Genomic DNA, 24,881 nt, shown 5'->3' on the forward strand with positions numbered 1-24,881 from the left:
CTCGCCTTGTTCGTTCAAAATTCATCATCACGGCGCGCATTATGCCGTGAGTTGTCGAGAAGCATTCTTTTTTACACACAAAAGCCCCGTTCACTTTGATGAACGGGGCTTTTGCCTAAGCGCTTTGGCCTTCACGCTTCTGTTATCAGAAGTGGAAGTTGGCACTCAGCAGGGCAGTGCGGCCCGGCGCCACGTGGGCATAGTGCGTCTGGAATACCTGGTCGAAGTAACGCTTGTCGGCCAGGTTCTGTACGTTGAGTTGCAGGTCGACGTTCTTGGTCAGACGGTAGCTGGCCATTGCGTCGTAACGCCAGTAGGACGGGATCTCCACCGAGTTGGCGACGTTGCCGAACTGGGAATCGACGAAGGTCGCACCGGCACCGACGGTCAACTTGTCCGGCACCAGGTCGTAGGTCGACCAGAACGTGAAGTTGTTCCGTGGGGTGCTTGGCATGTGGTTGCCTTCATCGGCGGCGAGAGTGGTTTTGACCACTTCGCTGTCCATGTAGGTGTAGCCGCCGAAGACTCGCCAGTTACGGGTCAGCTTGCCGGTGTAGGTCAGTTCCAGGCCATTGACCTGCTGTTCGCCGTCCAGCACTTGGGTGGTGCCGCCGTCCGGATCGTTTATACGCGCGTTGGTTTTCTCGGTGCGGAACAGTGCGGCGGTCAGCGACAGGTCGTCACCGAAGAAGTCCCACTTGGTGCCGATCTCGTAGTTGCGGTTCTTTTCCGGGTCCAGACTGCTGTTGTTCGCCGCCAGTTCCAGGCCACCGTTGCCGCTGGTTTCGCCGGCCGGGTTGCTGGACGTCGAGTAGGCGGCATAGATACTGCCGTTTGGAAGCGGGTTGTAGACCACGCCGATCTGGTAGTTCAGCAGATCGCTGGTGTTCTGACGGGAGAAACTGCCCGCGGGTGCCGTGCTGCTGGCGTTGGCGAAGCCGCTGGATTCGACCTGGTAGTTGTCATAACGCAGGCCCAGGTTCAGGGACCATTGCTCGTTGAACTTCAGGGTGTCGAACACGTAGGCCGCGGCGGTCTTGGTGTCGGTGTCGGTGAAGGCGTTGCTGTCGGTGATCGTGCCGTTCCAGTTATCCCCAGGCGTCGGGTTGTACAGGCTGGTGCAGTCGCCGGAGTTGAACAGGGCACGGTTGCACCGGGTGCCGCTGGCACTGGAGGTCAGGAGGTACGGACGGTTGTGGGTGTCCTGATAGGAAAACTCCAGACCGGTCACCAGGCTGTGCTCGATGGCGCCGGTGTTGAATTTGGCGCTCAGGTCGGTCTGGTTGATCCAGCCACTGGACGTCGAGTTACGGCTCTTCGCGCCACGGTAAGCACTGCCGTTGGCCACGTTGCCCTTGCTGTCGTCAGGGTTGGTGACGATGTAGTCCAGGGTCGAACGGGACATGCGAAAGCTGTTCGACACGGTCAGGCTATCGTTCAGATCGTGCTCGAGCTTGATGGTGCCGCTGTCGTTGCTGGTCTGGCGATAGTCGCGACCGGTGAGGCCGTAGAAGTTGTCGCGGTTAACGTTGGCCGGCTTGTCGACGTTGTACTTGCTACGGTTGGGGCTCAAGGTCAACGGGATGCCGTAGTCGGGCATGTCGTCGGTTTCGACGTGGTAGTAGTCGACGGTCAAGCGGGTATCGGTGCCCAGGCCGAAGGCGAAGGACGGTGCCACGCCCCAGCGACTGACGTCCACGGCATCACGCCCGGCGACGTTGGCTTCGTGCTTCATCAGGTTCAGCCGGAACGCCGAGGTGTCGGTCATCTGCTGGTTCAGATCGAGGGTGGTGCGCTTGGTCTGGTCCGAACCCCAGGTGAAGCCGCCGTTGTAGGCATTGCCCAGCTTGGCGGTCTTGCTCACCAGGTTCAGGCTGCCACCGGTGGAACCGGCGCCGGTGAAGGCTGACCCCGGGCCTTTACTGACCTCGATCGACTCAACGTTGAAGATCTCGCGGCTCTGGGACGCCACGTCGCGCATGCCGTCGATGAACACATCGCTTTCGGCGTTGAAGCCGCGAATGATCGGACGATCGCCGGCCGGGTTGCCGCCCTCGCCGGCACCAAAGGTGATACCCGGCGTGGTGCGCAGGGCGTCGACCAGGCTGGTGGCGCCGGTGTCGCGAATCACTTGTTGCGGGATCACGGTGACGCTTTTCGGCGTCTCGCGCAGTGGCGCGGTGTACTTCCTGGAGGCCGAGGTATCGGTCTTGTAGGAGGTGTCATCCTGCTCGCCTACAACGCTGGTGGCGTCCAGGGAAATCGCATTGCCGGGTGCTTTTTCGTCGGCCTTCTCGGTTGCGAAAACCATGTGGCCCGCAGAGCCGGCGGTGATCGCCACGCCAATTGCAGAGGCGAGCAAACGCGGTGAACTGACCGTTGATTGTGGTTGTTGGCGTGACATGTGAATTCCCCTCCCCAAGGATTTGAGGTCGCGGAATGTAGAGTAAATACGTATCTGTATCAATTGCGAGACATTGCTATTTGAGACAAATTTACATTCTTTACAATTTGCCTTTACGGTTTTTGCGGTTTCATTCGTCTCTTGGGTTTTACATGTGCAATAAGAATCAATACCATTAACATCCCTTTGCTTTCAGGTGTCTTTCGATGTTGTTGCACATTCCCGGCGTGTTCGCGAAAGAAGAAGTGCAGCGCATTCGCGAGGCCCTGGCGCAGGCGGATTGGGCCGATGGCAAAATCACCGCCGGTTACCAGTCGGCGAAGGCCAAGCACAATCTGCAACTGCCTGAAGGACATCCGTTGACCAAGGAAATCGGTGCGGCAATGCTCGAACGGCTGTGGAAAAATCCGCAGTTCATGTCAGCGGCATTACCGCACAAGGTATTCCCTCCATTGCTGAACTGTTACACGGCCGGTGGCAGTTTCGACTTCCACATCGACAATGCCGTGCGTCAGCCCAAGGGCAGCATCGAGCGGGTGCGCACCGACCTGTCGGCGACGCTGTTCTTCAGTGAACCGGAGGATTACGACGGCGGCGAACTGGAAATCCAGGACACCTTCGGCACTCAGCGCGTGAAATTGCCGGCCGGCGATATGGTCCTGTATCCCGGCACCAGCCTGCACAAGGTCAACGCCGTCACGCGTGGAACCCGCTACGCATCGTTTTTCTGGACGCAAAGCCTGGTGCGTGAAGACAACCAGCGCGCTTTGCTGTTCGAGATGGACGGGGCGATTCAGCAGCTGACCCAGGACTTGCCCGACCATCCTTCATTGATCCGCCTGACCGGTACTTACCACAACCTGTTGCGTCGCTGGGTCGAGGTATGAGTTATCAATTGCGCCGCGAGGAAGTCCTCGACGGTGATCGCCTCAAGGCCATGCTGGAGGAAAGCCCGGCGCGCGCAGCCCAGGCGATTCTGATCGCCGCCCGTGAAGGTGTGCTGGATGCCCAGGCCTTGCTGGGACAGATTTTGCTGGACGGGCGGGGTATCGAGCGGGATCAGCCGCTGGCGCTGCGCTGGTTCGGGATTGCGGCTCAGGGCGGGCACTTGATGGCGCGCAATATGCTCGGGCGTTGCCATGAACATGGCTGGGGTTGCGCCGCCGATGCGACGGTCGCCGCAGGGCATTATCGAGTCGCCGCTGAAGCCGGGCTGGATTGGGCGATGTACAACTACGCCAATCTGCTGGCGACTGGGCGCGGGGTGACCGAGAACCAGCGGCAAGCACTGAGTCTGTATCGACAGGCAGCCGAATTGGGCCACGCGAAATCGATGAACCTGCTTGGACGATATCTGGAAGAAGGACAGGATTGCCCTGCTGATCCATTGGCGGCACGGCTTTGGTATCGGCGATCCGCCGAAGGCGGGGATTTTCGGGGGCAGTTCAGTTATGCGGCGCTGTTGGCAGATGAGGGGCAGGTTGACGAAGCACTGTCCTGGCTGCGTCGGGCATTAGCCGCCGGCAACCAGAACTTTTTGCGGGTGAGTGGGGAGGCGCTGAATAACGCTCCCCACCCCAGGATTCGTGCGATGGCTGGGAAGTATCACCAGCGTGCGTCCGAACTCGCTCAACCATTGGGTTAGCCGCGCAGCCACTGGCCTTTAAGGTTTTCCAGGTAGCGCTTGAAAGGCTTGGCCTGGGCGATCAGCTTTTGACCCTTTTTGAAGACGTCATTTCCGGCACCCTCGGTGATGGTTTCGAGAAACAGCGACACGGCTTCGACAATGTTGCTCGTTTCATCCGCATACGAATCGCGCGGTTCGATCACCTTTTTCGTGTCGTTCAGCTGTTTGACTTTCTTGTCGATGTCGCTCATTTGGGTGACGAGAGAGTCCAGGCGATCTTGTCGATCTTTAAGGCGAACCCGTAGCGTGGTTCGAGCTCTGATCAGGTCCTGGTATTTGATCAGTTCGTTTGCCTCATCAAGAAACTTGTTCGCGACCACAATGCCAGCCTTCAACGCGGCGGATTGAGGTGTTTCAGGTTGATTGCCGATCATCCCTGTCAGTTGCTCCAGCAGAGGTTTCAGGCGATCAATGAAGCTGAGGCTTTCAAACAGGCTGATCGCTTCGTTCAAGACCTTTTCATCTTCGAGCAGCTTGTCCACGGGTGGCTTTTCTTTGTCCAGCTCAATGACCAACGCCTCGCGAGCTTGCGCCAGTTCGGCAATCTTGTATCGATTATTGCTGATGGAGGAATACCGGACACTGTAGATAGCGTCGCTGAGTTCTGTCTGCACTTCATCCAGTTTGTTAGTGCACATCGAAATCAATTGTGTGGCCACTTTGGTATAGGACTCAATGGCGATTTTGGTTTGTGCATTCACTTCGCCGGCTGACAGAGCGATCAGCGCTTCCAGCGTCTCGTTGAGTGCCGTGGTTTCCAGGCTGATGATTGCAGACGTTAATGTCTTGGACGCGACCTGGTCTGTCTCAGTGATTTGAGCATTAAGCTTGATCAGCTCATTGCGCAGGGCTTCGATATACAGGTCAGCGGAGCCGATAATGGCCTGATAGCGAATGGTTTCTCGGCTGTCGCGAATAATCGACATGTCAGGTGCGGTGTACGATGGCGTGCTCATAAATATCCTTATTTATAGTGGGTTAGATTGGCTTTGGTATCAGTCGAATGCTTTGATTAATGCTTTGGCGTTGGATTCAATGTTCTTCCAGTTGCTGAGCACCACTTTCAGGCTCGAAACAAAGGACCTGAGTGTCAGGAATGCGTGAATGCCGTCAATTTTGTTTTTTGACGAGTCGATGTATTCGGAAATCGTGATCCACAAGGTTTCCAGATGTGCAGTACTTTCCGCCGCTCCGATGAGGTAGGAGTCGACGTTGTACAAACGGGTGTGGAGGGTCAACAAGGTACCTGTCAGAACGCTTTTCTTGCGAACTTGCTCGGTGAGTTCATCCCGACGTCGGATCAATGGCGCTACATGGGCGTCCTGCAGCATGGCTTTGATCTGCAGAAGTTTGTAGCCCAGCGGGTCGATGAACGACATGAAGGATTCAAAGAAATTGGGTTCGTACTCCCTGGTTTTTTCATCGACCAAGTGTTGGGCTTCATCAATTGCAGCATTGAGTCGGGTGATCTCGGCATTCAATTCGTGGTTGCCGGCCAGCTTGAGCTTTTCTCCAATCAACACCGCGACCACATTCGTCAGCTCGGTTTTGAAGTGTTTCAGGCGAAGCTGGATGTCAGTGCTGCTGGTTTTCTTTTGTTCGATGGAACTGGCAATGAACTGGATAGAGTCCTTGATGGACGGAAACCTGTTTTTCTCATCTTGCCCAATTTTTAACTCGGGAAGTTTGGCGATCTCTTCGTCAGTCAGGCCTTCAATTGTGCCAATGTAATTTTGGTAGCCCGGCATTGTTTCAATGGCGGCGATAATGTCGTCTCCGAAGTACCGCAGGTCTTCAGAAAATGTCTGGAGGCTGCCAGCGACTCTTTTCATCGACAGCTCGATATCGTTCCAGCTATTGGCATTAGTGACGATTTTGGCACAGGTATTTGCAATGTCATAAGGCTCCAGTCCCGCGATGCCAGTATGTTCGCTTTTTAACAGGATCTTAATATCGTCGATATTCACTGGAAGTGACTTGGCGGCGGTAATGTATTCTTTGATTCGTTGGATGTCTCCTTTGGTAACAATGGGTGGCGATGCGCTAAAGGCAAAGCCTTTGTTAATGGTTTCGGCGGTATAGAGTGGTACTTGATTAAGTTGCATGTTTGAAATCCATTTCAAGTTGGTGAKCGCGCAGCATAACTTTACTTTGGGCTTGGGTGTTTGATGGGTGTGTAACGATATATGGAGTTGGAAATTAAGTTGTTCTAGCTGTAAGCAGAAATAAAAAAACCCGTGAAGTTCACGGGTTTTCTCAGTGGGCTATTGCTTGTTAAACGTAAAACGATTTCAGCGGCGGAAAGCCATTGAATTCAACCGCGCTGTAACTGGTGGTATACGCACCGGTCGACAACCAGTACAAACGATCACCAATGGCCAGGTTCAGCGGCAAACCATACTTGTAGTTTTCATACATGATGTCGGCGCTGTCGCACGTTGGACCGGCGATGACCACTTCTTCCATCTCGCCTTTCTTCTCGGTCCAGATCGGGAACTTGATGGCTTCGTCCATGGTTTCGATCAGGCCGGAGAACTTGCCCACATCCGTGTACACCCATCGCTCTACAGCGGTACGGGATTTACGCGCCACCAGCACCACTTCGCTGACCAGAATGCCGGCGTTGGCGATCAGCGAACGGCCCGGCTCCAGGATGATTTCCGGCAGGTCGTCGCCGAAGTCTTCCTTCAGGAAGCGGATGATTTCTTCAGCGTAGGTTTCCAGGCTGTTGGTGCGGGTGATGTAGTTGGCCGGGAAGCCGCCACCCATGTTGATCAGCTTCAGGTGGATGCCGTCTTCTTCTTTCAGGCGTTCGAAGATCACTTTGACCTTGGCGATTGCCGCGTCCCAGACGCTGATGTCGCGCTGTTGCGAACCGACGTGGAACGAGATGCCGTATGGCACCAGGCCCAGGTCACGAGCGAGGATCAGCAGGTCCATGGCCATGTCGGTCTGGCAGCCGAATTTGCGCGACAAAGGCCAGTCGGCAGTGGTCGAGCCTTCAGTCAGGATACGTACGTAGACTTTCGCGCCCGGAGCGGCCTTGGCAATGTTGCGCAGGTCGGCTTCGGAGTCGGTGGCGTACAGGCGCACGCCCTTGTCGTAGAAGTAGCGAATATCTTTGGATTTCTTGATGGTGTTGCCGTAGCTGATCTGGTCGGCGCTGACGCCACGGCTCAGCACTTTGTCCAGCTCATAGATCGAGGCGATGTCGAAGCTCGAACCTTTCGCTTTGAGCAGGTCGATGATTTCCACGGCCGGGTTGGCCTTTACCGCGTAGTAGACCTTGGCGAATTCGAAACCGGCACGCAGGTCGTCGTAGGCCTGGGCGATCATCGCGGTGTCGATCACCACGAACGGGGTTTCTTGTTTGTCGGCGAAGGCCTTCATTTTCTGGAAGGTTTCGCGCGCGAAATAGTCTTCGACGTTGATCGACATGCTGGGAACTCCTACTGGCAAACTGAAATTATCAATGGGTGCAAATGAACGCCCTCCGTATCCCCACTTTGGTTCGCCTACTTCCCAAGGCATGTCGCCGAAAGCAAAAAGGCCATGGGAGGCGGTGCTTCCCTTGGCCTTGCTGTCTCGTCGTCAGTACTTGAGCCGGATGGATCGTTTCCAGCATGGACGTTCGGCGCGAACTTTAGGGCGTGAGGGGCTTGAGATCAACAAAAAATGTCGCGTTTTTGCACGCTTCCGTCGTGCGGTCCCTGACAGCTACTGATGTAACCGACCTGCGTGACAGTGTGATGTTCCCCGAATGAGGAATTTTGAAGGGATTTGCACTGCTTTTGTGGCGAGGGGGTTGCCCCCTCGCCACAGGGTCAGATCAGGCGGCAGCGGTCTCGGCTGGCGAAACAATACTGGTCTTGCCCCCACGGGACTTACCGGAGCTCAAATATTCCGCAATCGATTCCTGAGTCACTTCCCCCAGAAACACCCGCTCCGCATCCATTACCGGCAGCCACGAGCGGTTGAACTCGTACATACGCGACAGCAGGATGCGCAAATGTTCGTCATACGCCGCGGTGGCGTTGAACTCGCGCCGGTATTGCGCGCAGGTGCCGGTCTGGCGATGCAGGTCGCGTCGACGCACGTAGCCCAAGGCCTTGTTCTCGGCGCAGGTCACCACCACGTAGCGGCGGTCCAGTTCGTCCATCAATTCCAGCGCCTCGGCCACCGGGGTTTCCGGGCTCACCGACGGCGCGTTGTCCGCCGCATCTTCAGCCTTCACCAGCAGCAAGCGTTTGAGCGTGCTGTCCTGGCCGACGAAGTTGCTGACAAAATCGTCCGCCGGATGCGCGAGCAGGGTGTCCGGGTGGTCGATTTGCAACAACTTGCCAGCGCGGAAAATCGCGATTTTGTCACCGAGCTTGATGGCTTCGTCGATGTCGTGGCTGACCATGATCACCGTCTTGTTCAGCGCCCGTTGCATCTCGAAGAACTCGTTCTGGATCATTTCGCGGTTGATCGGGTCGACCGCGCCGAACGGTTCGTCCATCAACAACAGCGGCGCATCCGCCGCCAGCGCTCGAATCACGCCGATCCGCTGTTGTTGGCCGCCGGACAATTCACGGGGGTAGCGAGTCAGGTATTGCTTGGGCTCAAGCTTGATCATGCTCATCAACTCGCGGGCGCGGTCATGGCATTTCTGTTTGTCCCAACCCAGCAGGCGCGGAACGATGGTGATGTTTTCCTCGATGGTCATGTTCGGGAACAGACCGATCTGCTGGATCACATAACCGATGTTGCGACGCAGGGCCACGGCGTCGAGGTCGGTGGTGTCTTCGCCGTTGATCAGAATCTTGCCGGAGGTTGGCTTGATCAGGCGGTTGATCATCTTCAGCGTGGTGCTCTTGCCGCAGCCCGATGGCCCGAGGAACACACAGATCTCGCCTTCATTGACGGTCAGGCTCACCGAGTCCACGGCTTTCACATCTTTGCCGTTGCTTTGGAAGGTCTTGCTGAGGTTTTGAAGTTCGATCATTTGAGTAATCCTTTTGGAGTCAGCGTGCGTTGCAGCCATTGCAGAAGCAGGTCGGCGAAGATGGCCAGGAGACTGACCAGCACCGCGCCGACGATCAGCATCGACATGTCGCTGCGGCTGATGGAAGCGAGGATGAGTACACCGAGGCCACCGGCGCCGATGGTGGCGGCGATGGTCATCACGCCGATGTTCATCACCACGGCGGTGCGTACACCGGCGAGGATCACCGGCACGGCAATCGGCAGTTCGACCATGCGCAGGCGCTGGCCGAAGGTCATGCCGATACCGCGGGCGGCTTCGCGAATGCCGGGTTCCACGCCGGTCAGCGCCAGGTAGGTGTTACGCATGATCGGCAGCAGCGAATACAGAAACACGGCGGTGATCGCCGGCATCGGGCCCAGGCCCTGGCCGAACCTGGAGTAGAACGGCAACAGCAGGCCGAATAGCGCAATCGACGGCACAGTCAGCAAAACCGTGGCGCTGGCTTGTAACGGGCCGGCCAATGTCGGGAAGCGGGTCATCAGGATGCCCAGCGGCACGCCGACCAGAATCGCCAGCGTTACCGCGATGCCAACCAGGGTGATGTGCTGCCAGGTCAGGTGCAGCACCAGCGGCCAATCGAGATGGGAAAAGGCGTTGAGAAATTCCATGACTTTTCCTCTTTAGTTCAACGGATGCTGGCGCAGGAAATCTGCGGCAACCGATGACGGGCTTTCGTGATCGACATCGACCCGCGCATTGAGCTGGCGCATGGTGGCGTCGTCGAACAGTTCGGCCAGTGGCTTGAGCTCTTCGGCGAGTTTCGGGTGGGCATCGAGGTAGGCCTGGCGCACCACCGGCGCGGCGGTGTAATCGGGGAAGTAATGCTTGTCGTCGTCGAGCAACTTGAGTTTGAAGGCGTTCAAGCGACCGTCGGTGGTGTAGACCAGACCGGCGAACACCTGGCCGTTGCGCAGGGCGGTGTAGACCAGCCCGGCATCCATCTGGCGAATGTTATTGCGGGTCAGGTTCATGCCATAGAGATCAACCATGCCGCCCAAACCGTCCGAACGGTTGGCGAATTCGGTGTCCAAAGCGACGAGGTGATTAGTCTTCGCCTCGGCTTGCAACACCTCGTTCAACTGGCTGATGGTGTTGATCTGCGGGTAAGCCTTCGCGGTTTTTTCCGGCAGGGCCAGGGCGTAGGTGTTGCTGAATTTCGACGGAGTCAGCCAGACCAGGCCTTTTTTTCCGTCGAGTTCTTTCACCCGGGCGTAGGACTGCGCGCTGTCGAGTTTTTCAGTGACATGGTTGTAAGCCACCAGCGACACACCGGTGTATTCCCAGAGCATGTCCAGTTGGCCACTTTCGTGAGCACTGCGGGCCAGATTGCTGCCCAGGCCGCCGGTCACCTGGGTGTCGTAACCCTTGGTGCGCAGGTATTGGGAAGTGATTTCCGCGAGCAGGGTTTGTTCGGTGAACACCCGGGCGCCGATGCGGATCAGCGGTTTTTCAGCGGCTTGGGCGATTCCTGCGAACAGCAGAACGCAGCCTAGTAAAAAGCTTGATGTCTTCATGAGAATTCCTTTGCCGAGGCTTAAGACGGGCGCAGGCCGCGTTCGAGCCAGAGGCGGCTGGCGAGTGTCACCAGACCGTCGAGCAGCAAGGCCAGCAGGGCGGTGCAGGCCGCGCCGAGCAGCAGTTGCGGCTGATTGTTCAGGGCGATGCCGGGGAAAATCAGGCTGCCCAGACTGTTGGCGCCAATCAGGAACGCCAGCGGCGCGGTCCCGACGTTGATCGCCAGCGCCACGCGCACGCCACCGATGATGATTGGCACGGCATTCGGCAATTCGACCCGGCACAGCACCTGAGTCGGGGTCATGCCGATGCCGACGGCGGCTTCTTTGAGCGAACCCTGAACGTTTTTCAGCCCTTCATAGGTGTTGCGCACGATCGGCAACAGCGAAGCCAGGAACAGAGCGAAGATCGCCGGGCCGCTACCGATGCCGAGGATGCCCAGGGCGATGGCCAGTACGGCGAGCGGCGGCACGGTGTTGCCGATGTTGAAAATTTGCATGAAGCGTTCGGCGCGGCCCACCAGGGTCGGGCGACTCAAGACGATGCCAGCGGGGATGCCCACAACGAGGGCGGCCAGCATGGAAGCGAGGACAAGGATCAGATGAGCTTGCAGGTAAAACAACAAATCGTCGCGGTACTGTTCGATCGTGTTGATGCCAATCCAGTGGACCAGCAGGGCCAGAAGGGCGACGACAACCGCACCCCCTGTCAGCCCTTTGCCATAGCGAATAGCCACAGGCGGACTCCTTTTTCAGTCGGCGAACGCAGTCCCGTGTGGCATGCCATTCCTGGCTACCGGGAAAACAACGTTCGCGAGAAGCAGCTCTACATGCTGATAAAACCGCATGAAATCGAGCCATAAGCGCAGCCTCGTCAGGCTGATTTGCTGATATTTCAGCCCCTGACGATGGGTCGTAACAGGGGAGTGGACGCCTCCACCTTTTAAAAGGTTCCATAAATAACAGCATTTAGCCACCGCGTAGGAGCTGCCTTCGACAGCTCCTACGTTGGATTACGGCCATCGGCGGCTCCTGTGGATGGTGGTCCGTAGATCACTTTTTAAGCTATACTCGCCGCCCTTTTTTGAATCACCGCCAGGCGATTTCCCATGACCAAACAGGCCGCCGAAGTCGCGAAACGCCGCACTTTCGCCATTATTTCCCACCCCGATGCCGGTAAGACCACCATCACCGAGAAGCTCTTGCTGATGGGCAAGGCGATTGCGGTTGCCGGCACGGTGAAATCTCGCAAGTCCGACCGCCATGCCACCTCCGACTGGATGGAAATGGAAAAACAACGGGGTATTTCCATTACCACGTCGGTCATGCAGTTCCCGTATCGCGACCACATGATCAACCTGCTCGACACCCCGGGCCACGAAGACTTCTCCGAAGATACTTACCGCACCCTGACTGCGGTGGACTCGGCATTGATGGTCCTCGACGGCGGTAAGGGTGTAGAACCACGGACCATCGCCCTGATGGACGTCTGCCGTCTGCGTGACACGCCGATCGTCAGCTTCATCAACAAACTCGACCGTGACATCCGCGACCCGATCGAACTGCTCGACGAAATCGAAGCAGTCCTGAAGATCAAGGCCGCGCCGATCACCTGGCCGATCGGTTGCTACCGCGACTTCAAGGGTGTGTATCACCTCGCCGACGACTACATCATCGTCTACACCGCCGGCCACGGTCATGAGCGCACCGAAACCAAAATCATCGAGAAGCTCGATTCCGATGAAGCGCGCGCGCACTTGGGTGACGAGTACGAGCGTTTCATCGAGCAGCTGGAACTGGTGCAGGGCGCCTGCCACGAATTCAATCAACAGGAATTCCTCGACGGCCAACTGACCCCGGTGTTCTTCGGTACCGCGCTGGGCAACTTCGGTGTCGATCACGTGCTCGACGCTGTGGTCGATTGGGCACCAAAACCACTGGCCCGTGTCGCCAACGAGCGCACCGTCGAGCCAGTGGAAGAGAAGTTCAGCGGTTTCGTGTTCAAGATCCAGGCGAACATGGACCCCAAACACCGCGACCGCATCGCCTTCATGCGCATTTGCTCCGGCAAATACGAAAAGGGCATGAAGATGCGCCATGTGCGCACCGGCAAGGACGTGCGGATCGGCGACGCGCTGACCTTCTTCTCCTCTGAGCGTGAGCAACTGGAAGAAGCCTACGCCGGCGACATCATCGGCCTGCACAACCACGGCACCATCCAGATCGGCGACACCTTCACCGAAGGCGAAACCCTGGGTTTCACCGGCATCCCGCACTTCGCCCCGGAACTGTTCCGCCGCGTGCGCCTGCGCGATCCGCTGAAATCCAAGCAACTGCGTCAAGGCTTGCAGCAACTGGCCGAAGAAGGCGCCACCCAGGTGTTCTTCCCCGAGCGCAGCAACGACATCATTCTCGGCGCCGTCGGTGTGCTGCAGTTCGATGTGGTCGCCAGCCGCTTGAAAGAGGAATACAAGGTCGAGTGCTCCTACGAGCCGATCACCGTGTATTCCGCGCGCTGGATCGAGTCCGGCGACAAGAAGAAGCTTGAGGAATTCACCAACAAGGCCGTGGAAAACCTCGCCCTCGACGGCGGCGGTCACCTGACCTACCTGGCCCCGACTCGGGTCAACCTGGCACTGATGGAAGAACGCTGGCCGGACGTGAAATTCCGTGCGACGCGTGAGCATCACTAAGCGCTGAGCTGCAAACCCCAAAGCCCCGATGCGCGAGCCTCGGGGCTTTTTATTGTCCGGGCGGCGTGCCGCACCACGACCCCTGTAGGAGCTGCCGAAGGCTGCGATCTTTTGATCTTGTTTTTTAGAAGCAAAATCAAAAGATCGCAGCCTTCAGCAGCTCCTACGAGAAGCATGTGCGACAACGTGCAGATTGCAGCGAGCCAGCGACAGACATATAGGGTTTTTCCGGTGCGCCTGTGGCTTGACCCTAAATCTCAGCGCCAGTCCTGCCCCCAAGAAAGGATGGAATCGGCTGCATTTTTCAACGCATTGTGTTGCTGCTTAAAGTTTGGATAGTCGTTTGAAAGAGGAAGGTCGAGTGGTCCTACAAACCGATCATCATGTGCTCCACCCCGCCGGACGTAAAATTTCGTGCGATGCGTGAGCATCACTAAGCGCTGAATTGCGAAAACCGAAAGCCCCGTTGCGAACGCAGCGGAGCTTTTTTATTGGGGGCGCCGGGCATGGCGCGTGGCCCTTAACCTGGCATTGTTATTCAGGGTGCCCCAGACACCCTTTGGGCTTATAACGCGATAGTGTTTAAAGCAGCGCCAGAGAGTTAGTTGTACGTCAATCTACTAGTTCTCGTAGGTTTCCGAATTAAAAAGCTTATTCCTCTGCGAGTTTTGGTAGGTTGCGTCGCCATGTGGACTTTCGCATGATTGTGAACGGGGCAAATTCGACCATGCTTATAAAATATTACCTAGCGGTAAATGCAGAGGGTAAGGGGCGAAAATTATAAAGCGTAAGGCAGCTGATTGAGTATTCGGGATGATTTGGTTGTTCAGCGTATGAGCTGAAACTCTCCCGCATGGCAGTGGTCATGAAGTAGTTGCAGATAAGTCTTCGATGACTTTTGAAGTGCATGTTGTGAGATGTCTGGCCTTTTATGATTTTGGGCGGTGGGGTGTCAGTCGTGCCGCGTTAAACCATCTTATAGATTTAAGGTGGTCAAAATTTTAATGCTTTTGCAAGAGAGTTATTATGGATAAGCGAACTATTGCTGCAGCGGCTTTGGCTGACTTCAAAACTAATCGGCGCAAATGGGTGGCGCTCTATTTTTTCAAAGTTCTTATTTGGGGCTTATGGATTGCGTTATGTGTTTACGGTATTTTGGTGGCACAGAATATAAGCGTCACCATTGTGCTGCAGTTGTTACTGGGCGCTGCTTTCGCCCATGGTGTTGAATTACAGCATCAGGCGTTACACCAGTCTGGCTTCCGCTCTCGACGTGTAAATAGATTCGTTGGCATAGCACTAGGATTGCCAATGCTGGTTTCTTATTCGTCTTATCAGGATAGTCATCTTTTTCATCACAAAGCGCTCGGTAAACCAGAAGATGCAGAATTCTTTGAGTATGGAGATAAAGCGGAAAGACAGGTGCTGGCTGTGATAAAACATTTTTTCCTGATTAATCATTTTTGTGATTTTTTGAAGAATGTTATCGACGCACTCAATGGACGGCATTTCAAGACAAAGCTGATTCCGCAAAATGCACAAAGAATTAGATTTGAGTACGTATTGATAGCCGTGGTTGTTGTGGCGGCGTTTTTTCTGAACAGTGAATTACTCTTTAAATGCTGGATCATTCCGCTTTTCTTGTTTGCTGCGCCTATTCATGCCCTGATTGAACTACCTGAGCACTACGCATGCAACAAAAGCTCGACTGATGTGTTCGATAATACCCGCTCTATTAAAACCCATCCGCTGGCCTCCTGGTTCACCAACGGAAATAATTACCACGTTGAGCATCACTGGATGGCTTCATTGCCAGTCGAACAATTGGCTTCCGTTCACCAGAAAATTGAATTTCAGATACATCATCTTTCGAGCTCCTATTTTTCTTTCTATCGCCAATTTTTTTCAAGCTTGCTGTTTGGTAATCGAGCGCCTCAATCACAACAAGGACTGTAAACATGCATTTGAATCGACCTAATAAAATTGTGCTGGCATTTTCAGGTGGACTTGACACATCCGTGATACTTAAGTGGCTTCAAGTGACATACGACTGTGAAATCGTTACTTTTACTGCGGATTTAGGACAAGGCGAAGAAGTGGAGCAAGCGCGAGATAAGGCGCTCGCATTGGGTGTGTTGCCGCAGAATATCTACATTGAGGATCTGCGCGAGGAGTTTGTATCTTCCTATGCTCAGAAAATGTTTCGTGCCAATGCTGCCTACGAAGGTTACTACTTGATGGGAACCCCCATCGCACGTCCATTGGTAGCCAAGCGCCAAATTGAAATCGCGCGCGCCGTGGGAGCTGATGCGGTAGCGCATGGATGCACGGGAAAAGGTAATGATCAGTTGCGCTTTGAACTTGCCTACTATGCCCTTGCTCCTGATATCCGCGTCATCTCGCCATGGCGCGAATGGGAATTGGCAGGGCGCGCCGAGTTGCTTGAGTTTGCAGACACCCATGGGATTGCGGTAGCTCGCGACAAGCGCGGTGCTGCGCCGTATTCATCAGATGCGAACTTGCTGCATGTGTCTTGCGAGGGTAAATCGCTTGAAGATCCATGGGCTACTCCTGAAGAAAACGCGTGGTCAAAAGTCGTGTCGCCAGAGGCCGCGCCTGACAGCCCTAGCTGGGTTGAAATCGATTTTGAACATGGCGATCCAGTAGCGCTGAACGGTGATCGCGTGACCCCGGCTACACTGCTGACAAAGCTGAATGCGCTGGGCGCGCAGAACGGGATTGGACGACTCGATATTGTTGACACTCGATATGTCGGACTCAAATGCCGGGGACTGTTTGAAACCCCAGGAGGAACTATTTGGCAAGTAGCGCACCGCGCAATTGAATCCATTACGCTGGATCGCGAGGAGGCTCATTTGAAAGATGAACTGATGCCTCGTTATGCCGCCTTGATCTATAACGGTTACTGGTTCTCTCCTGAGCGCGAAATGCTACAGGCACTCATTGATAAGAGTCAGGAACGCGTAACGGGTCGTGTTCGTCTCCGGTTGTATAAAGGTAATGTCATTGTTGAGGGGCGGAAAAGTTTTAATAGCCTGTATCGCCAGGAGCTGGTCACATTTGAAGGGGGAGGTAGTTATGATCAGCGAGACGCCACGGGTTTCATAAAGATTAATGCCTTGCGGCTACGTCTACTTGGCGAAGTCAACAATTCGCTCTTATAAGATTTTAGTCGTGTGCGTGTATGCGGGCATAAAAACTAGTTTGCGCTGAGGTACCTATTGCAATGACTATTCAACGATTGCTGACTATTGAAGATCTGTCTACAGAAAACGTGAATGCCCTTTTGCTGGTCGCTGAAGCACTTGAGGTACATGTACAGGCTTATGGATATTTGCCACCACTGCTACGTGGTAAATGTCTGGGTATGATTTTCGATGAGACCTCTTTAAGAACCCGAACGGCGTTTGAGCGAGCCATTGGTGACTTGGGCGGACAAGCCATTCACTATAATGGCAAGGAGGCCCGTATCGGTATTCATGCCACCAAGCAGGAACACCTGGAAGACTTCGTGAATGTAGCAGGTCGTTTCAATGACATACTTCTAAGTCGTATCTATGATTTTAAGGTACAGCAGCGAATAGCAGATCTATCACCGGTGCCGTTTGTTAATGGTATGTGCGATGAACATCATCCAACCCAGGCGCTCTGTGATTTTCTAACGCTGGCACGGCACTTTGGTCACGTTGCCGGTTTGAAAATTGCGTTCGTCGGCGATAGTACCAATATTGCACTCTCGCTGGCGCAAACTGCGGCAAAACTTGGGGCTCGTTTTGTCTGCGCTACGCCATCGGGGTGGGAGTTGCCTGAGGCGCTGACAGCACATTTGTCTGGTTATTCAACCACCAATGATCCAAAAGAAGCGGTGGCAGATGCTCACGTAGTGATAACAGATTCATGGATTCCAATGAATAAAAGTCACGAGGCAAATGCTCGTCGCGCTGTGCTTGCCCCGTACCGTGTCACTGCAGAGCTGATGAATCACGCACGCGCTAATGCAATCTTCCTGCACAATTTGCCAGCTTATCGAGGGGACGAAGTATTACCTGAAGTTATTGATGGACCCCAATCGGTAATCTACGACGAAGCCGTTGCACGATTACACATCGCACGTGCGCTACTACTGGCAATGCTGCGTCCGGATTGGAATGATCTGGTCATTGCTGTGCAAGGCTCTAGGCATCAACCAAATGAGCTTGCCAGTTGCCTGACAGAATTGGCTAACGTGGCGGTCGGAGTGAAGGTCGCATGAATAACGCCGCCCAGTTCAAAGCCGCTGCGTCTGCAATGGCAGCCATTGGCGCCACCGCACATTTTGATTGGCGCCTGGCTGGCTATGATTTGCAGTGTTCACAAGCGCACGTCGAAATGCTCTGCAGGCAAAATATTATTTGCGAAGCAGACGCCTCGCAGCTTCTGTCCGGACTAGAGCAACTAAGCCAGGAGGTACGTTCTGGCGAGTTCGTGGCCTCGCCAGACGCGGAAGATATTCATACCGCACTGGAACTTAAACTGGAGACACTCGTCGGGCCAGTCGCCGGTTGGCTGGGCACTGCCCGAGCGCGTAACGATCTTGCAGTGACTGCTCTGAAACTTTGGTTGAGGGATCAGATCGATGCATTGCTCAGCAAGTTGAAAGTATTACTGGAAGCCTTCCGACAGCAGGCGCTCCGCCATGCGGCTACTGTCATGCCAGGGTACTCGCACTTGCAAGTCGCCCAGCCAATAACATTCGGGCATCTTAATCTGGCGTACGCTGAAACCCTACTACGAGATGGTGAACGTTTAGTATTTGCCCGTGCCGCTTTGTGTGAGTGTCCACTCGGTAGCGCAGCGCTTGCGGGTACCAGTTTCGCTATTGATCGGACATACACCGCGCAGCGATTGGGCTTTGAGCGTCCTTCTGCCAACTCTATCGACAGCATTGGCGAGCGTGGTTTTGCAATCGACTTTCTAAGCGCTGCTTCGTCGCTGGCACTCAATTTGTCGCGCTTTGCCGCCGAGGTGGTGTTCTGGTCAACGCAGTCGGTGGGTTTCATCGTGCTACCGAAGGAACTGGTATCCGGTTCGGCTGCAATGCCTCACAAGCGCAATCCGGACGCTGCGGAACTCATCCGGGCTAAAAGCGGTCGAGTTCTTGGGAACTTGCAAGCGCTTCAAGTCGTTGTCAAAGGGTTGCCGTTGACCTACTTCCGAGATTTACAGGAAGACAAGGAACCATTGTTCGATAGCGCCGATTCATTACATTTGTCACTGGACGCGGCCATTTCAATTGTCAAATTGATGCAGCCGCAACCCGAAGCGATGGCACGCGCGGCCTCTATAGGTTTCATCACTTCGTCGGATTTAGCCGACTGGTTGGTCATTAACTTAAATATCCCATTTCGCGAAGCGCATCATTTAGTTGCTCGGCTGGTTCTGTGCGCTCAAGCCAATAATTTGGAGCTTGGTGAGTTGCCTATCGATCTACGTGTTGCACTAGATCCCCGTTTGGCGGTTACGAACTGGCCCTCGTTCAGTCTCGAACAATCGATACGGGCGCGCCGTAGTTATGGCGGCACTGCTCCAGAACTAGTTAGGCAGGCGGCAGAAGAATTCGCGGTCCGACTGAGCAAGTTAAGCGAAATCAACAATAACTAATGGGGCGAATCCACGCGTCGCTGGTTGTTTAAAGTGATGCCTTTATTTCGAAGCGAGTTACCATGTCAGATTTAAATAACGATCTCGTATTGTCGGCGCGAGAGTATTGGCAAAAAGGCTATACAGTAGTTTCCGGCTTGTTCGACGCGGAGTGGGTCGAGCGCATGCGTCAGGAATGTGACCGGTTATGGCGTTTGCCGGGGCTTGGAGATGATTTGAATTTACGCACAGAGTTCCGTCGCGGTCCTGATAATGACTACGTCTTCGATCGCTTGGATCCGGTTGTTGATATGTCGTCAATATTGGCCGAGGCGGTGATGTTTTCACCCTTGATGGAGGCTGTGGATACAGTCTTGGGCGGAAAGTCGGAGTTGTTAAAGTGTAAGTTGATCCGCAAGGATCCAGGTACTAAAGGCTACGCCGTTCACCAGGACTTTCTCTATTGGAAGTGGCTTGATATAAAGCCAGATCAATTATGTTCAGTGGCGATTAACCTTTTTGATAGTGATGAAAGCTCTGGTGGAATTGCTTTTTATCCTGCGCAACATCAGATATTGATTCCAGGGCCTGCGGGTAATGAAGTTGGTGATTGTGATATAGCACGCATCGACACCTCAGTCAGTGAAGTTCCGCTTCTGGGCGCCGGTGACGTCATTATTTTTCATTCGCTCATCCCACATTTTAGTGGACCAAATCTCAGTGATCGATCACGTACCATCCTGCTTCCATCGTATTGCTTAACTGATGAACCAGGCCTGTATGAAAAATATTATACCCGCGAAATTGTCCGGCGTTGTGAAGATATGATTGGTTTTGAACGTTATCTCGCGCAACTCTCTAGTTTCCAACGGACTTTGTTGTCGTGAACCGGAATCAAAGCGGTTCGAATAATTTAAGTATTAAAGGTGATGATTGCATGGATATTTTATTACTTCACCCGGTTTCAGGGTGGTCATTACAGCGTGTCTCACAACTGTGTGTGGAGCATGGCTGGACGTTGACGATTATCACAATTGAAAGTTCTACCGTCGGCAAGGACTGTAAAAACCTGCACGAATGGCTGCGAGTGCCGGCGCTGACCGATGACCCTCTCGAACTACGTTGCCAAATAGGTGAACGCCGGTTCGACGCGGTGGTGGCTGGCAATGAGTTCGCGGTAGTCGCCGCGGATGTATTGGCTGCGGAGTTGGGTCTTTATCACAATAAATTGGACTGCATTCGTTCCTCGCGCAATAAAGCGTTAATGCGCGCGGCTTTTGCCGAGAAACAGATTCCACAGCCTCGAGTACTCGCGGTACTGGCATCCCTTGAGGAGAGTCGAGACTTGGATTGGACACAAGTGTCTTTTCCGGTGATTGTGAAACCTGTCGATATGGCAATGAGTCTTTTCGTAAGGAAGTGTGACACGCGACAGCAAGTAGAGGAAACGCTTGAAAAAATATTTCTTTTCAAGCACTCGCGCCTCACTAACTACGCGTTCACTACCCAAGCGCTGGTTGAAGAGTTTGCGGAAGGCCCGGAATACAGTTTGGAAGGCGTTATTGAACATGGAAAACTGGTGCATAGAGTCCTCACAACAAAGTTTGTTTCACCGCTGCCCTCATGTTATGAAGTGGGGCATATCAGCGGAGAAGAGATACCCTCACAGCATGACGCCGCACTGAGCCGGATTTGTGAGCGTATCGCTGAATGTTGGGGCATGTGCAGTGGGGTGATCCATCTTGAATTCAAGATGACTGAGCAACAATTGTGGGTGATTGAGGCCGCTGCCCGTGTCCCCGGCTGTCATATACCAGTGTTGGTGGAACTGCGTCATGGCTACTCTATTGAAGAGGCCTTCATACGACTGCGTGCGGGTTTGCCATGGCGTGACGGAACCCAATTTACGGTAACACCCGGTTGGGTAGGTATTCGTTTTTCTTTCCTGGATCAACGGCCACTTGAAATAACAGATGATTTGGAGGTGTTAGCCGAACATCACGATGCAGCGGAAGCGCTACCCGGAGCGGAAGCCTATTCGGTTAATCAACGTACCGGCTACACAATAATACGTAGTGCTTCATTTGAACCGATTTCACGCTTTGTAGGTGAACTTTAAGAGGAGCGATGAAATGAATGTGCTTTTATGCGGCGGTATCCGAGATCATCACGATTATTTATATCAAGCCGGCTATCAAGTTACTTGGCTGCTGAGTCGTAGTAGCTTGGCACCCGAAGATTTGAACTCCTCTGCGAGACGCTTCATTGTTTATGCGCCGGAAGACTCACACACTCTGTTGGCAGAGCAAGTATGGCAATTACACCAGCAATTAGACTTTCAACGGGTTTTCGCATTTCACGATGACTCTCAAGAGCTCGCGGCTCATTTGGCGCATGCTATTGGTCGTGACTTTCCCATCAGCCATGCTGCCGTTCATAACACGCGCAACAAAGTTGCTGCTCGGCTGGCACTGGACGTGGCGGGTGTACCGAGTTGCTGGTATGCAGAGGCAATGGATAAGCACGCCCTGCTTGGTATTTTGCGACAGTGTGAATTGGCCAAAGTCATCATAAAACCATCGGATGGCACGGGCAGTATAGGGGTAGTAGCACTGGAGGCCCCCGCGAATGTTGATGAGGAGTGGCTGGATAAACATATCGCCTGTTATCCAGTACTGGTCGAAGAGTTCCTGTGGGGCAAGGAATTTAGTGTTGAATCATTCAGCGTTAGTGGTCGCCACTACGTGCTGGGGATCACGGAAAAGTTCATCGATGCCGCCAGCTTCATCGAAATCGGTCATGTGTTTCCGGCCGAACTGGACCCATTGATAACTGAGGAAATAACGGCCTATGTCGCCAAAGTGCTCGCTGCCACGGGAGTTGAGCATACCGTTGCGCACACGGAGATCATGTTGACGGACCAGGGACCTCTATTGATCGAGACGCATACCCGGGTAGGAGGGGACTACATCCCTCAGTTGGTCCGGCATGTTACGGGGGTGGATCTTTACGAAATTGGTGCGCGTCTGCAGGAAGGGCATTGGTCCTCTTACTTTGTCGAACAATATACTGTGCCCGCGAGCGATGGCTGGTGCGGAATCAGATACCTGCTGCCGGATGCGCCCGGGCAAATCGTCAAGTCGGTGCATGGCGTAGAACAAGCGCGGGCGTTTCCTGGCGTAATGCAGGCACATGCATTGCGTAAGCCCGGGGAACGGATCAAGTCGCTTCTCGAAAGCTTCCCACGCACTGCCTATGTAATCGCCAAGAGCTCGTCACGTACTGAGCTGGACGATGTTCTTACCGCAGCCATTGGAAGTATTCATTATGAGTACGAATGACTCCCTCGCGGAAAGAGGAGGACGTATTCTGGCACCGGTGACTGCTTTTTTATGGGCGGAGTTTGCGCTTAATGTTGGACGTGGCTATTTACTGATAGTTTTTACCCTGCTCTTGTACCGCACCAGCGGTAGCTTATGGAACAACCTGCTCTATGTGACCAGCGACGTTCTCTTTGCATTCATCGCACCTCTGATAGCTGGTGTCTGGGTGGATCGTAAAGGCCCAGGGGTATTGTTGTTTCGCTCTGTCACGCTAATGAGCCTGGCTCTGTTGGTATGTGGGTTACTGGCGTGGGGCAATGGGGTGTCGGCAGGTAGCGTCCTGGCCGCTAGCTTGATCACTGGCATGTTGAATGCCAGCGTGCGTGTGTGCATCTTTACCCTGACTCCTGCACTCGCAGCAAAGCATGAATTAATGCAAATCAATGGTCGGCAACAGGTCGCGTTTCAGTTGGGCAATTTGAGTGGGGTACTGCTGGCGGGTGCTTTGTTCGACCTTATAGGTTTGGGGGCTTCATTCCTCGTCGTTGCCGCATTCACCGCAATGGCCTCATTAGGCTACCGGAAGGCGGTGATTGGACTAGCCCCTCCCAGTGATGTATCTGGTTTTGCTCACAACTTGCGTGCGGGTTTTTTTCAACTGGTGCCCGCCTTGTTTCAAAAAAAAGTGCTGATTGCACTATTCGCGCTGGGAGCCAGCGATTTGATCGCTATCAGTATGTTCAACTTGATGTTGCCTGTACTGGTTACAACTCATTTCGGCGGCCAATCTTTTGCGCTGGCTATTGTTGATTCATTTTACACCGTTGGTTCCGTGGTGCTTGGTTGGGTGGTGGGTCGTTTTGCACTGAAGGGGCGAGAATTACATCCGTTGTTGTTGCTGATGCCGGTTGTCCTGTTGGGCACAATGCTACAGTTCATTTGGTTTAACCGCATCGCATGTTTTGTTGTTGTGTTCGCCTTAGGTTTTTTAGTGTCTTCCTATACAGTTTATTTTACCGCGACTATCCAGGCTCTCGTGCCCACAGTATTACGCGGGCGCTTCGCTGCATTGCGCAGGATGGTGTCGACCGTCGTTGTTTCCGGTACGTCGGCATTATTTGCGGCGAGTTATGCACATCAAGGTTTAGTCGGTGCTGTTTGGGCAACGCTGGGCATTGCCCTGGTTATTCTGGCTGGAGGCGTCGGTTGGGTATGGATGAGGCGTGGTCCTGATGAGCTGAAACTTGCCAGTATCAAGGAAGGCTGCGCTGCAGATCGAAGTGAATATGATGACTTAAAGCCAATTTTCGATCCTCTTCTTCAACTTGTCTCGACAGGAAATAATCGCCGCTCATGAATATTGCCAATCACGTTATTGTTTTGGGGGGAGGGCCTGGTTTATGCGACCGGATCCATCATTTCGGTGCGCTTATAACGCTGGTTGATACTCCCACCAGTTATGATCCGACGCTGGTTGCATCGGTTCATCGTACCTTTTTAACCTGTTTTGAGGACCCGGCTCTGCTGCCAGCTTTGCAAGCTCTGCATGCACAGCAACCATTCCGTGCCGTGTTGTGCATGACGGAGCTGGGCTTGTTACCAGCTGCGCGGATCGCTGCCGCACTAGGGTTGCCCGGTGTGAGCCCTGAAGCGGTGGAGCGCACACGCGATAAGCTAATGATGCGTGAATGGCTGCAACAACAGCATTTCTCAAAGGTGGCCTGCTCTCGAGCCAGTTCTACCCAAGACATCCGAGCCTTCGCCCAAGCGCATGGCTACCCTGTGATTGTGAAGCCACGAAGTGGTCAGGGAAGCCAGTCCATTATGCGTTTCGACTCTTTGGAACAAATAGGCGAATGCACTTTAAGTGAGCAGGATTACATCGTGGAATCCTTTCTTGCTGGACCTGAGTTTTCGGTCGAGACATTCAGCTTCGGTGGTTACCATATGGTGGCTGCTGTCACTGGAAAGTTGACCAATAACAATGATCAACACAATCCATTTGTCGAAATTGGCCACGTAGTTCCGGCTTCGATTACCCCCGAAGAACGGCACATAATTGAAGATTATGTGACACGGTTTTTAACCGTGATGCAAATTAGCGATGGATGCAGCCATACCGAAATTCGTTTAACGGCTACCGGCCCCGAAGTTATCGAAACACATACGCGCGTAGGGGGAGACTCCATTCCGACGCTGGTGCGCCAAGCCTCAGGTTGCGACTTGTTGGACCTGGCGGTTCAATGGCCATTAGGTCTGATCGAGCCTAAGGAGGCACTGGAGACGAACTGTGCGGCTGCCATTCGCTTTTTTACCCCTAAACCCGGAAGAGTCAAGGCGATTACCGGCGTACATCGCTGGCGCGGCATGCCGGGCGTTCTCAATTTGCATTTACCGCTCAAGGTCGGCGAGGTGGTGGGAAAAACTCAAGACTCATTCAGTCGTAGCGGTTATGTTCTTGCTACTGCGCCCACAGCTTGTCAAGCATTAGAGCTGTGTGACAGGGTTATCAACGGGGTTGTCATTGATATCGAATAAGCCCGTGAGATGACCCTTTGCAGTATTAATGGATCTGGCAGTAAAAAACCAGT

Annotated in this window: 20 protein-coding genes; 12 read left to right on the plus strand and 8 right to left on the minus strand. The window is 54.0% G+C overall.

Annotation, left to right across the window (positions count from 1 at the left end; all coding sequences use genetic code 11):
• Positions 1 to 145: 145 nt before the first annotated feature.
• Positions 146 to 2,404, minus strand: coding sequence for a TonB-dependent receptor (locus AC1D2Q_RS15540; protein WP_477813747.1), 2,259 nt, complete (start codon positions 2,402 to 2,404; stop codon positions 146 to 148).
• A 206-nt stretch (positions 2,405 to 2,610) separates the two neighbouring features.
• Between AC1D2Q_RS15540 and AC1D2Q_RS15545 the strand changes: the two genes are divergently transcribed.
• Together AC1D2Q_RS15545 and AC1D2Q_RS15550 are read left to right on the plus strand one after the other, a co-directional pair.
• Entirely contained in the window at positions 2,611 to 3,291 is a 681-nt protein-coding gene (locus tag AC1D2Q_RS15545) for a Fe2+-dependent dioxygenase (protein WP_477813748.1), read from the plus strand.
• On the plus strand, positions 3,288 to 4,049 hold the full coding sequence (locus AC1D2Q_RS15550) for a tetratricopeptide repeat protein (RefSeq protein ID WP_477813749.1): 762 nt from the start codon (positions 3,288 to 3,290) through the stop codon (positions 4,047 to 4,049). The genes AC1D2Q_RS15545 and AC1D2Q_RS15550 overlap by 4 nt, the downstream gene beginning before the upstream one ends.
• Here AC1D2Q_RS15550 and AC1D2Q_RS15555 read toward each other — a convergent pair.
• The 7 genes from AC1D2Q_RS15555 to AC1D2Q_RS15585 form a co-directional block, all read right to left on the minus strand.
• Positions 4,046 to 5,047: an alpha-xenorhabdolysin family binary toxin subunit B gene (locus tag AC1D2Q_RS15555; protein WP_477813750.1), complete on the minus strand. Its 1,002-nt coding sequence runs from the start codon at positions 5,045 to 5,047 to the stop codon at positions 4,046 to 4,048. The genes AC1D2Q_RS15550 and AC1D2Q_RS15555 overlap by 4 nt on opposite strands.
• Positions 5,048 to 5,086: 39 nt before the next feature.
• Complete coding sequence (locus tag AC1D2Q_RS15560; protein ID WP_477813751.1) at positions 5,087 to 6,196, minus strand: alpha-xenorhabdolysin family binary toxin subunit A; 1,110 nt, start codon at positions 6,194 to 6,196, stop codon at positions 5,087 to 5,089.
• A gap of 169 nt (positions 6,197 to 6,365) precedes the next feature.
• Positions 6,366 to 7,529, minus strand: a complete 1,164-nt coding sequence (locus AC1D2Q_RS15565) for a type III PLP-dependent enzyme (protein WP_477813752.1) — start codon at positions 7,527 to 7,529, stop codon at positions 6,366 to 6,368.
• Positions 7,530 to 7,920: 391 nt separating this feature from the next.
• Entirely contained in the window at positions 7,921 to 9,078 is a 1,158-nt protein-coding gene (locus AC1D2Q_RS15570; protein ID WP_477813753.1) for an osmoprotectant ABC transporter ATP-binding protein OsmV, read from the minus strand.
• A complete protein-coding gene (locus tag AC1D2Q_RS15575; protein WP_018929509.1) occupies positions 9,075 to 9,728 on the minus strand; it encodes an ABC transporter permease in 654 nt (217 codons plus the stop codon). The genes AC1D2Q_RS15570 and AC1D2Q_RS15575 overlap by 4 nt, the downstream gene beginning before the upstream one ends.
• A 12-nt stretch (positions 9,729 to 9,740) precedes the next feature.
• Positions 9,741 to 10,634 carry a glycine betaine ABC transporter substrate-binding protein gene (locus AC1D2Q_RS15580; protein ID WP_477813754.1) on the minus strand — a complete coding sequence of 298 codons (894 nt, stop codon included), beginning with the start codon at positions 10,632 to 10,634 and terminating at the stop codon, positions 9,741 to 9,743.
• 20 nt (positions 10,635 to 10,654) lie between these two features.
• A complete protein-coding gene (locus tag AC1D2Q_RS15585) occupies positions 10,655 to 11,371 on the minus strand; it encodes an ABC transporter permease (RefSeq protein ID WP_019651100.1) in 717 nt (238 codons plus the stop codon).
• Positions 11,372 to 11,743: 372 nt separating this feature from the next.
• Between AC1D2Q_RS15585 and AC1D2Q_RS15590 the strand changes: the two genes are divergently transcribed.
• The 10 genes from AC1D2Q_RS15590 (at position 11,744) to AC1D2Q_RS15635 (ending at position 24,828) form a co-directional block, all read left to right on the plus strand.
• Positions 11,744 to 13,327: a peptide chain release factor 3 gene (locus tag AC1D2Q_RS15590; protein WP_477813755.1), complete on the plus strand. Its 1,584-nt coding sequence runs from the start codon at positions 11,744 to 11,746 to the stop codon at positions 13,325 to 13,327.
• A 1,026-nt stretch (positions 13,328 to 14,353) separates the two neighbouring features.
• A complete protein-coding gene (locus AC1D2Q_RS15595) occupies positions 14,354 to 15,283 on the plus strand; it encodes a fatty acid desaturase family protein (protein WP_477813756.1) in 930 nt (309 codons plus the stop codon).
• 2 nt (positions 15,284 to 15,285) lie between these two features.
• Complete coding sequence (locus AC1D2Q_RS15600; RefSeq protein WP_477813757.1) at positions 15,286 to 16,512, plus strand: argininosuccinate synthase; 1,227 nt, start codon at positions 15,286 to 15,288, stop codon at positions 16,510 to 16,512.
• Positions 16,513 to 16,574: 62 nt separating this feature from the next.
• On the plus strand, positions 16,575 to 17,600 hold the full coding sequence (locus tag AC1D2Q_RS15605) for an ornithine carbamoyltransferase (protein ID WP_477813758.1): 1,026 nt from the start codon (positions 16,575 to 16,577) through the stop codon (positions 17,598 to 17,600).
• On the plus strand, positions 17,597 to 18,988 hold the full coding sequence (gene argH / locus AC1D2Q_RS15610; RefSeq protein WP_477813759.1) for an argininosuccinate lyase: 1,392 nt from the start codon (positions 17,597 to 17,599) through the stop codon (positions 18,986 to 18,988). Before AC1D2Q_RS15605 ends, argH begins: the two co-directional genes overlap by 4 nt.
• Positions 18,989 to 19,050: 62 nt before the next feature.
• On the plus strand, positions 19,051 to 19,854 hold the full coding sequence (locus AC1D2Q_RS15615; protein ID WP_477813760.1) for a phytanoyl-CoA dioxygenase family protein: 804 nt from the start codon (positions 19,051 to 19,053) through the stop codon (positions 19,852 to 19,854).
• A 50-nt stretch (positions 19,855 to 19,904) separates the two neighbouring features.
• A complete protein-coding gene (locus AC1D2Q_RS15620; RefSeq protein WP_477813761.1) occupies positions 19,905 to 21,086 on the plus strand; it encodes an ATP-grasp domain-containing protein in 1,182 nt (393 codons plus the stop codon).
• Positions 21,087 to 21,099: 13 nt separating this feature from the next.
• Complete coding sequence (locus AC1D2Q_RS15625) at positions 21,100 to 22,308, plus strand: ATP-grasp domain-containing protein (RefSeq protein ID WP_477813762.1); 1,209 nt, start codon at positions 21,100 to 21,102, stop codon at positions 22,306 to 22,308.
• Positions 22,295 to 23,647 carry an MFS transporter gene (locus AC1D2Q_RS15630; RefSeq protein ID WP_477813763.1) on the plus strand — a complete coding sequence of 451 codons (1,353 nt, stop codon included), beginning with the start codon at positions 22,295 to 22,297 and terminating at the stop codon, positions 23,645 to 23,647. The genes AC1D2Q_RS15625 and AC1D2Q_RS15630 overlap by 14 nt, the downstream gene beginning before the upstream one ends.
• Positions 23,644 to 24,828: an ATP-grasp domain-containing protein gene (locus tag AC1D2Q_RS15635; protein ID WP_477813764.1), complete on the plus strand. Its 1,185-nt coding sequence runs from the start codon at positions 23,644 to 23,646 to the stop codon at positions 24,826 to 24,828. Before AC1D2Q_RS15630 ends, AC1D2Q_RS15635 begins: the two co-directional genes overlap by 4 nt.
• The last annotated feature ends 53 nt before the right edge of the window (positions 24,829 to 24,881 follow it).

The organism is Pseudomonas sp. P1_A1 (assembly GCF_056406935.1).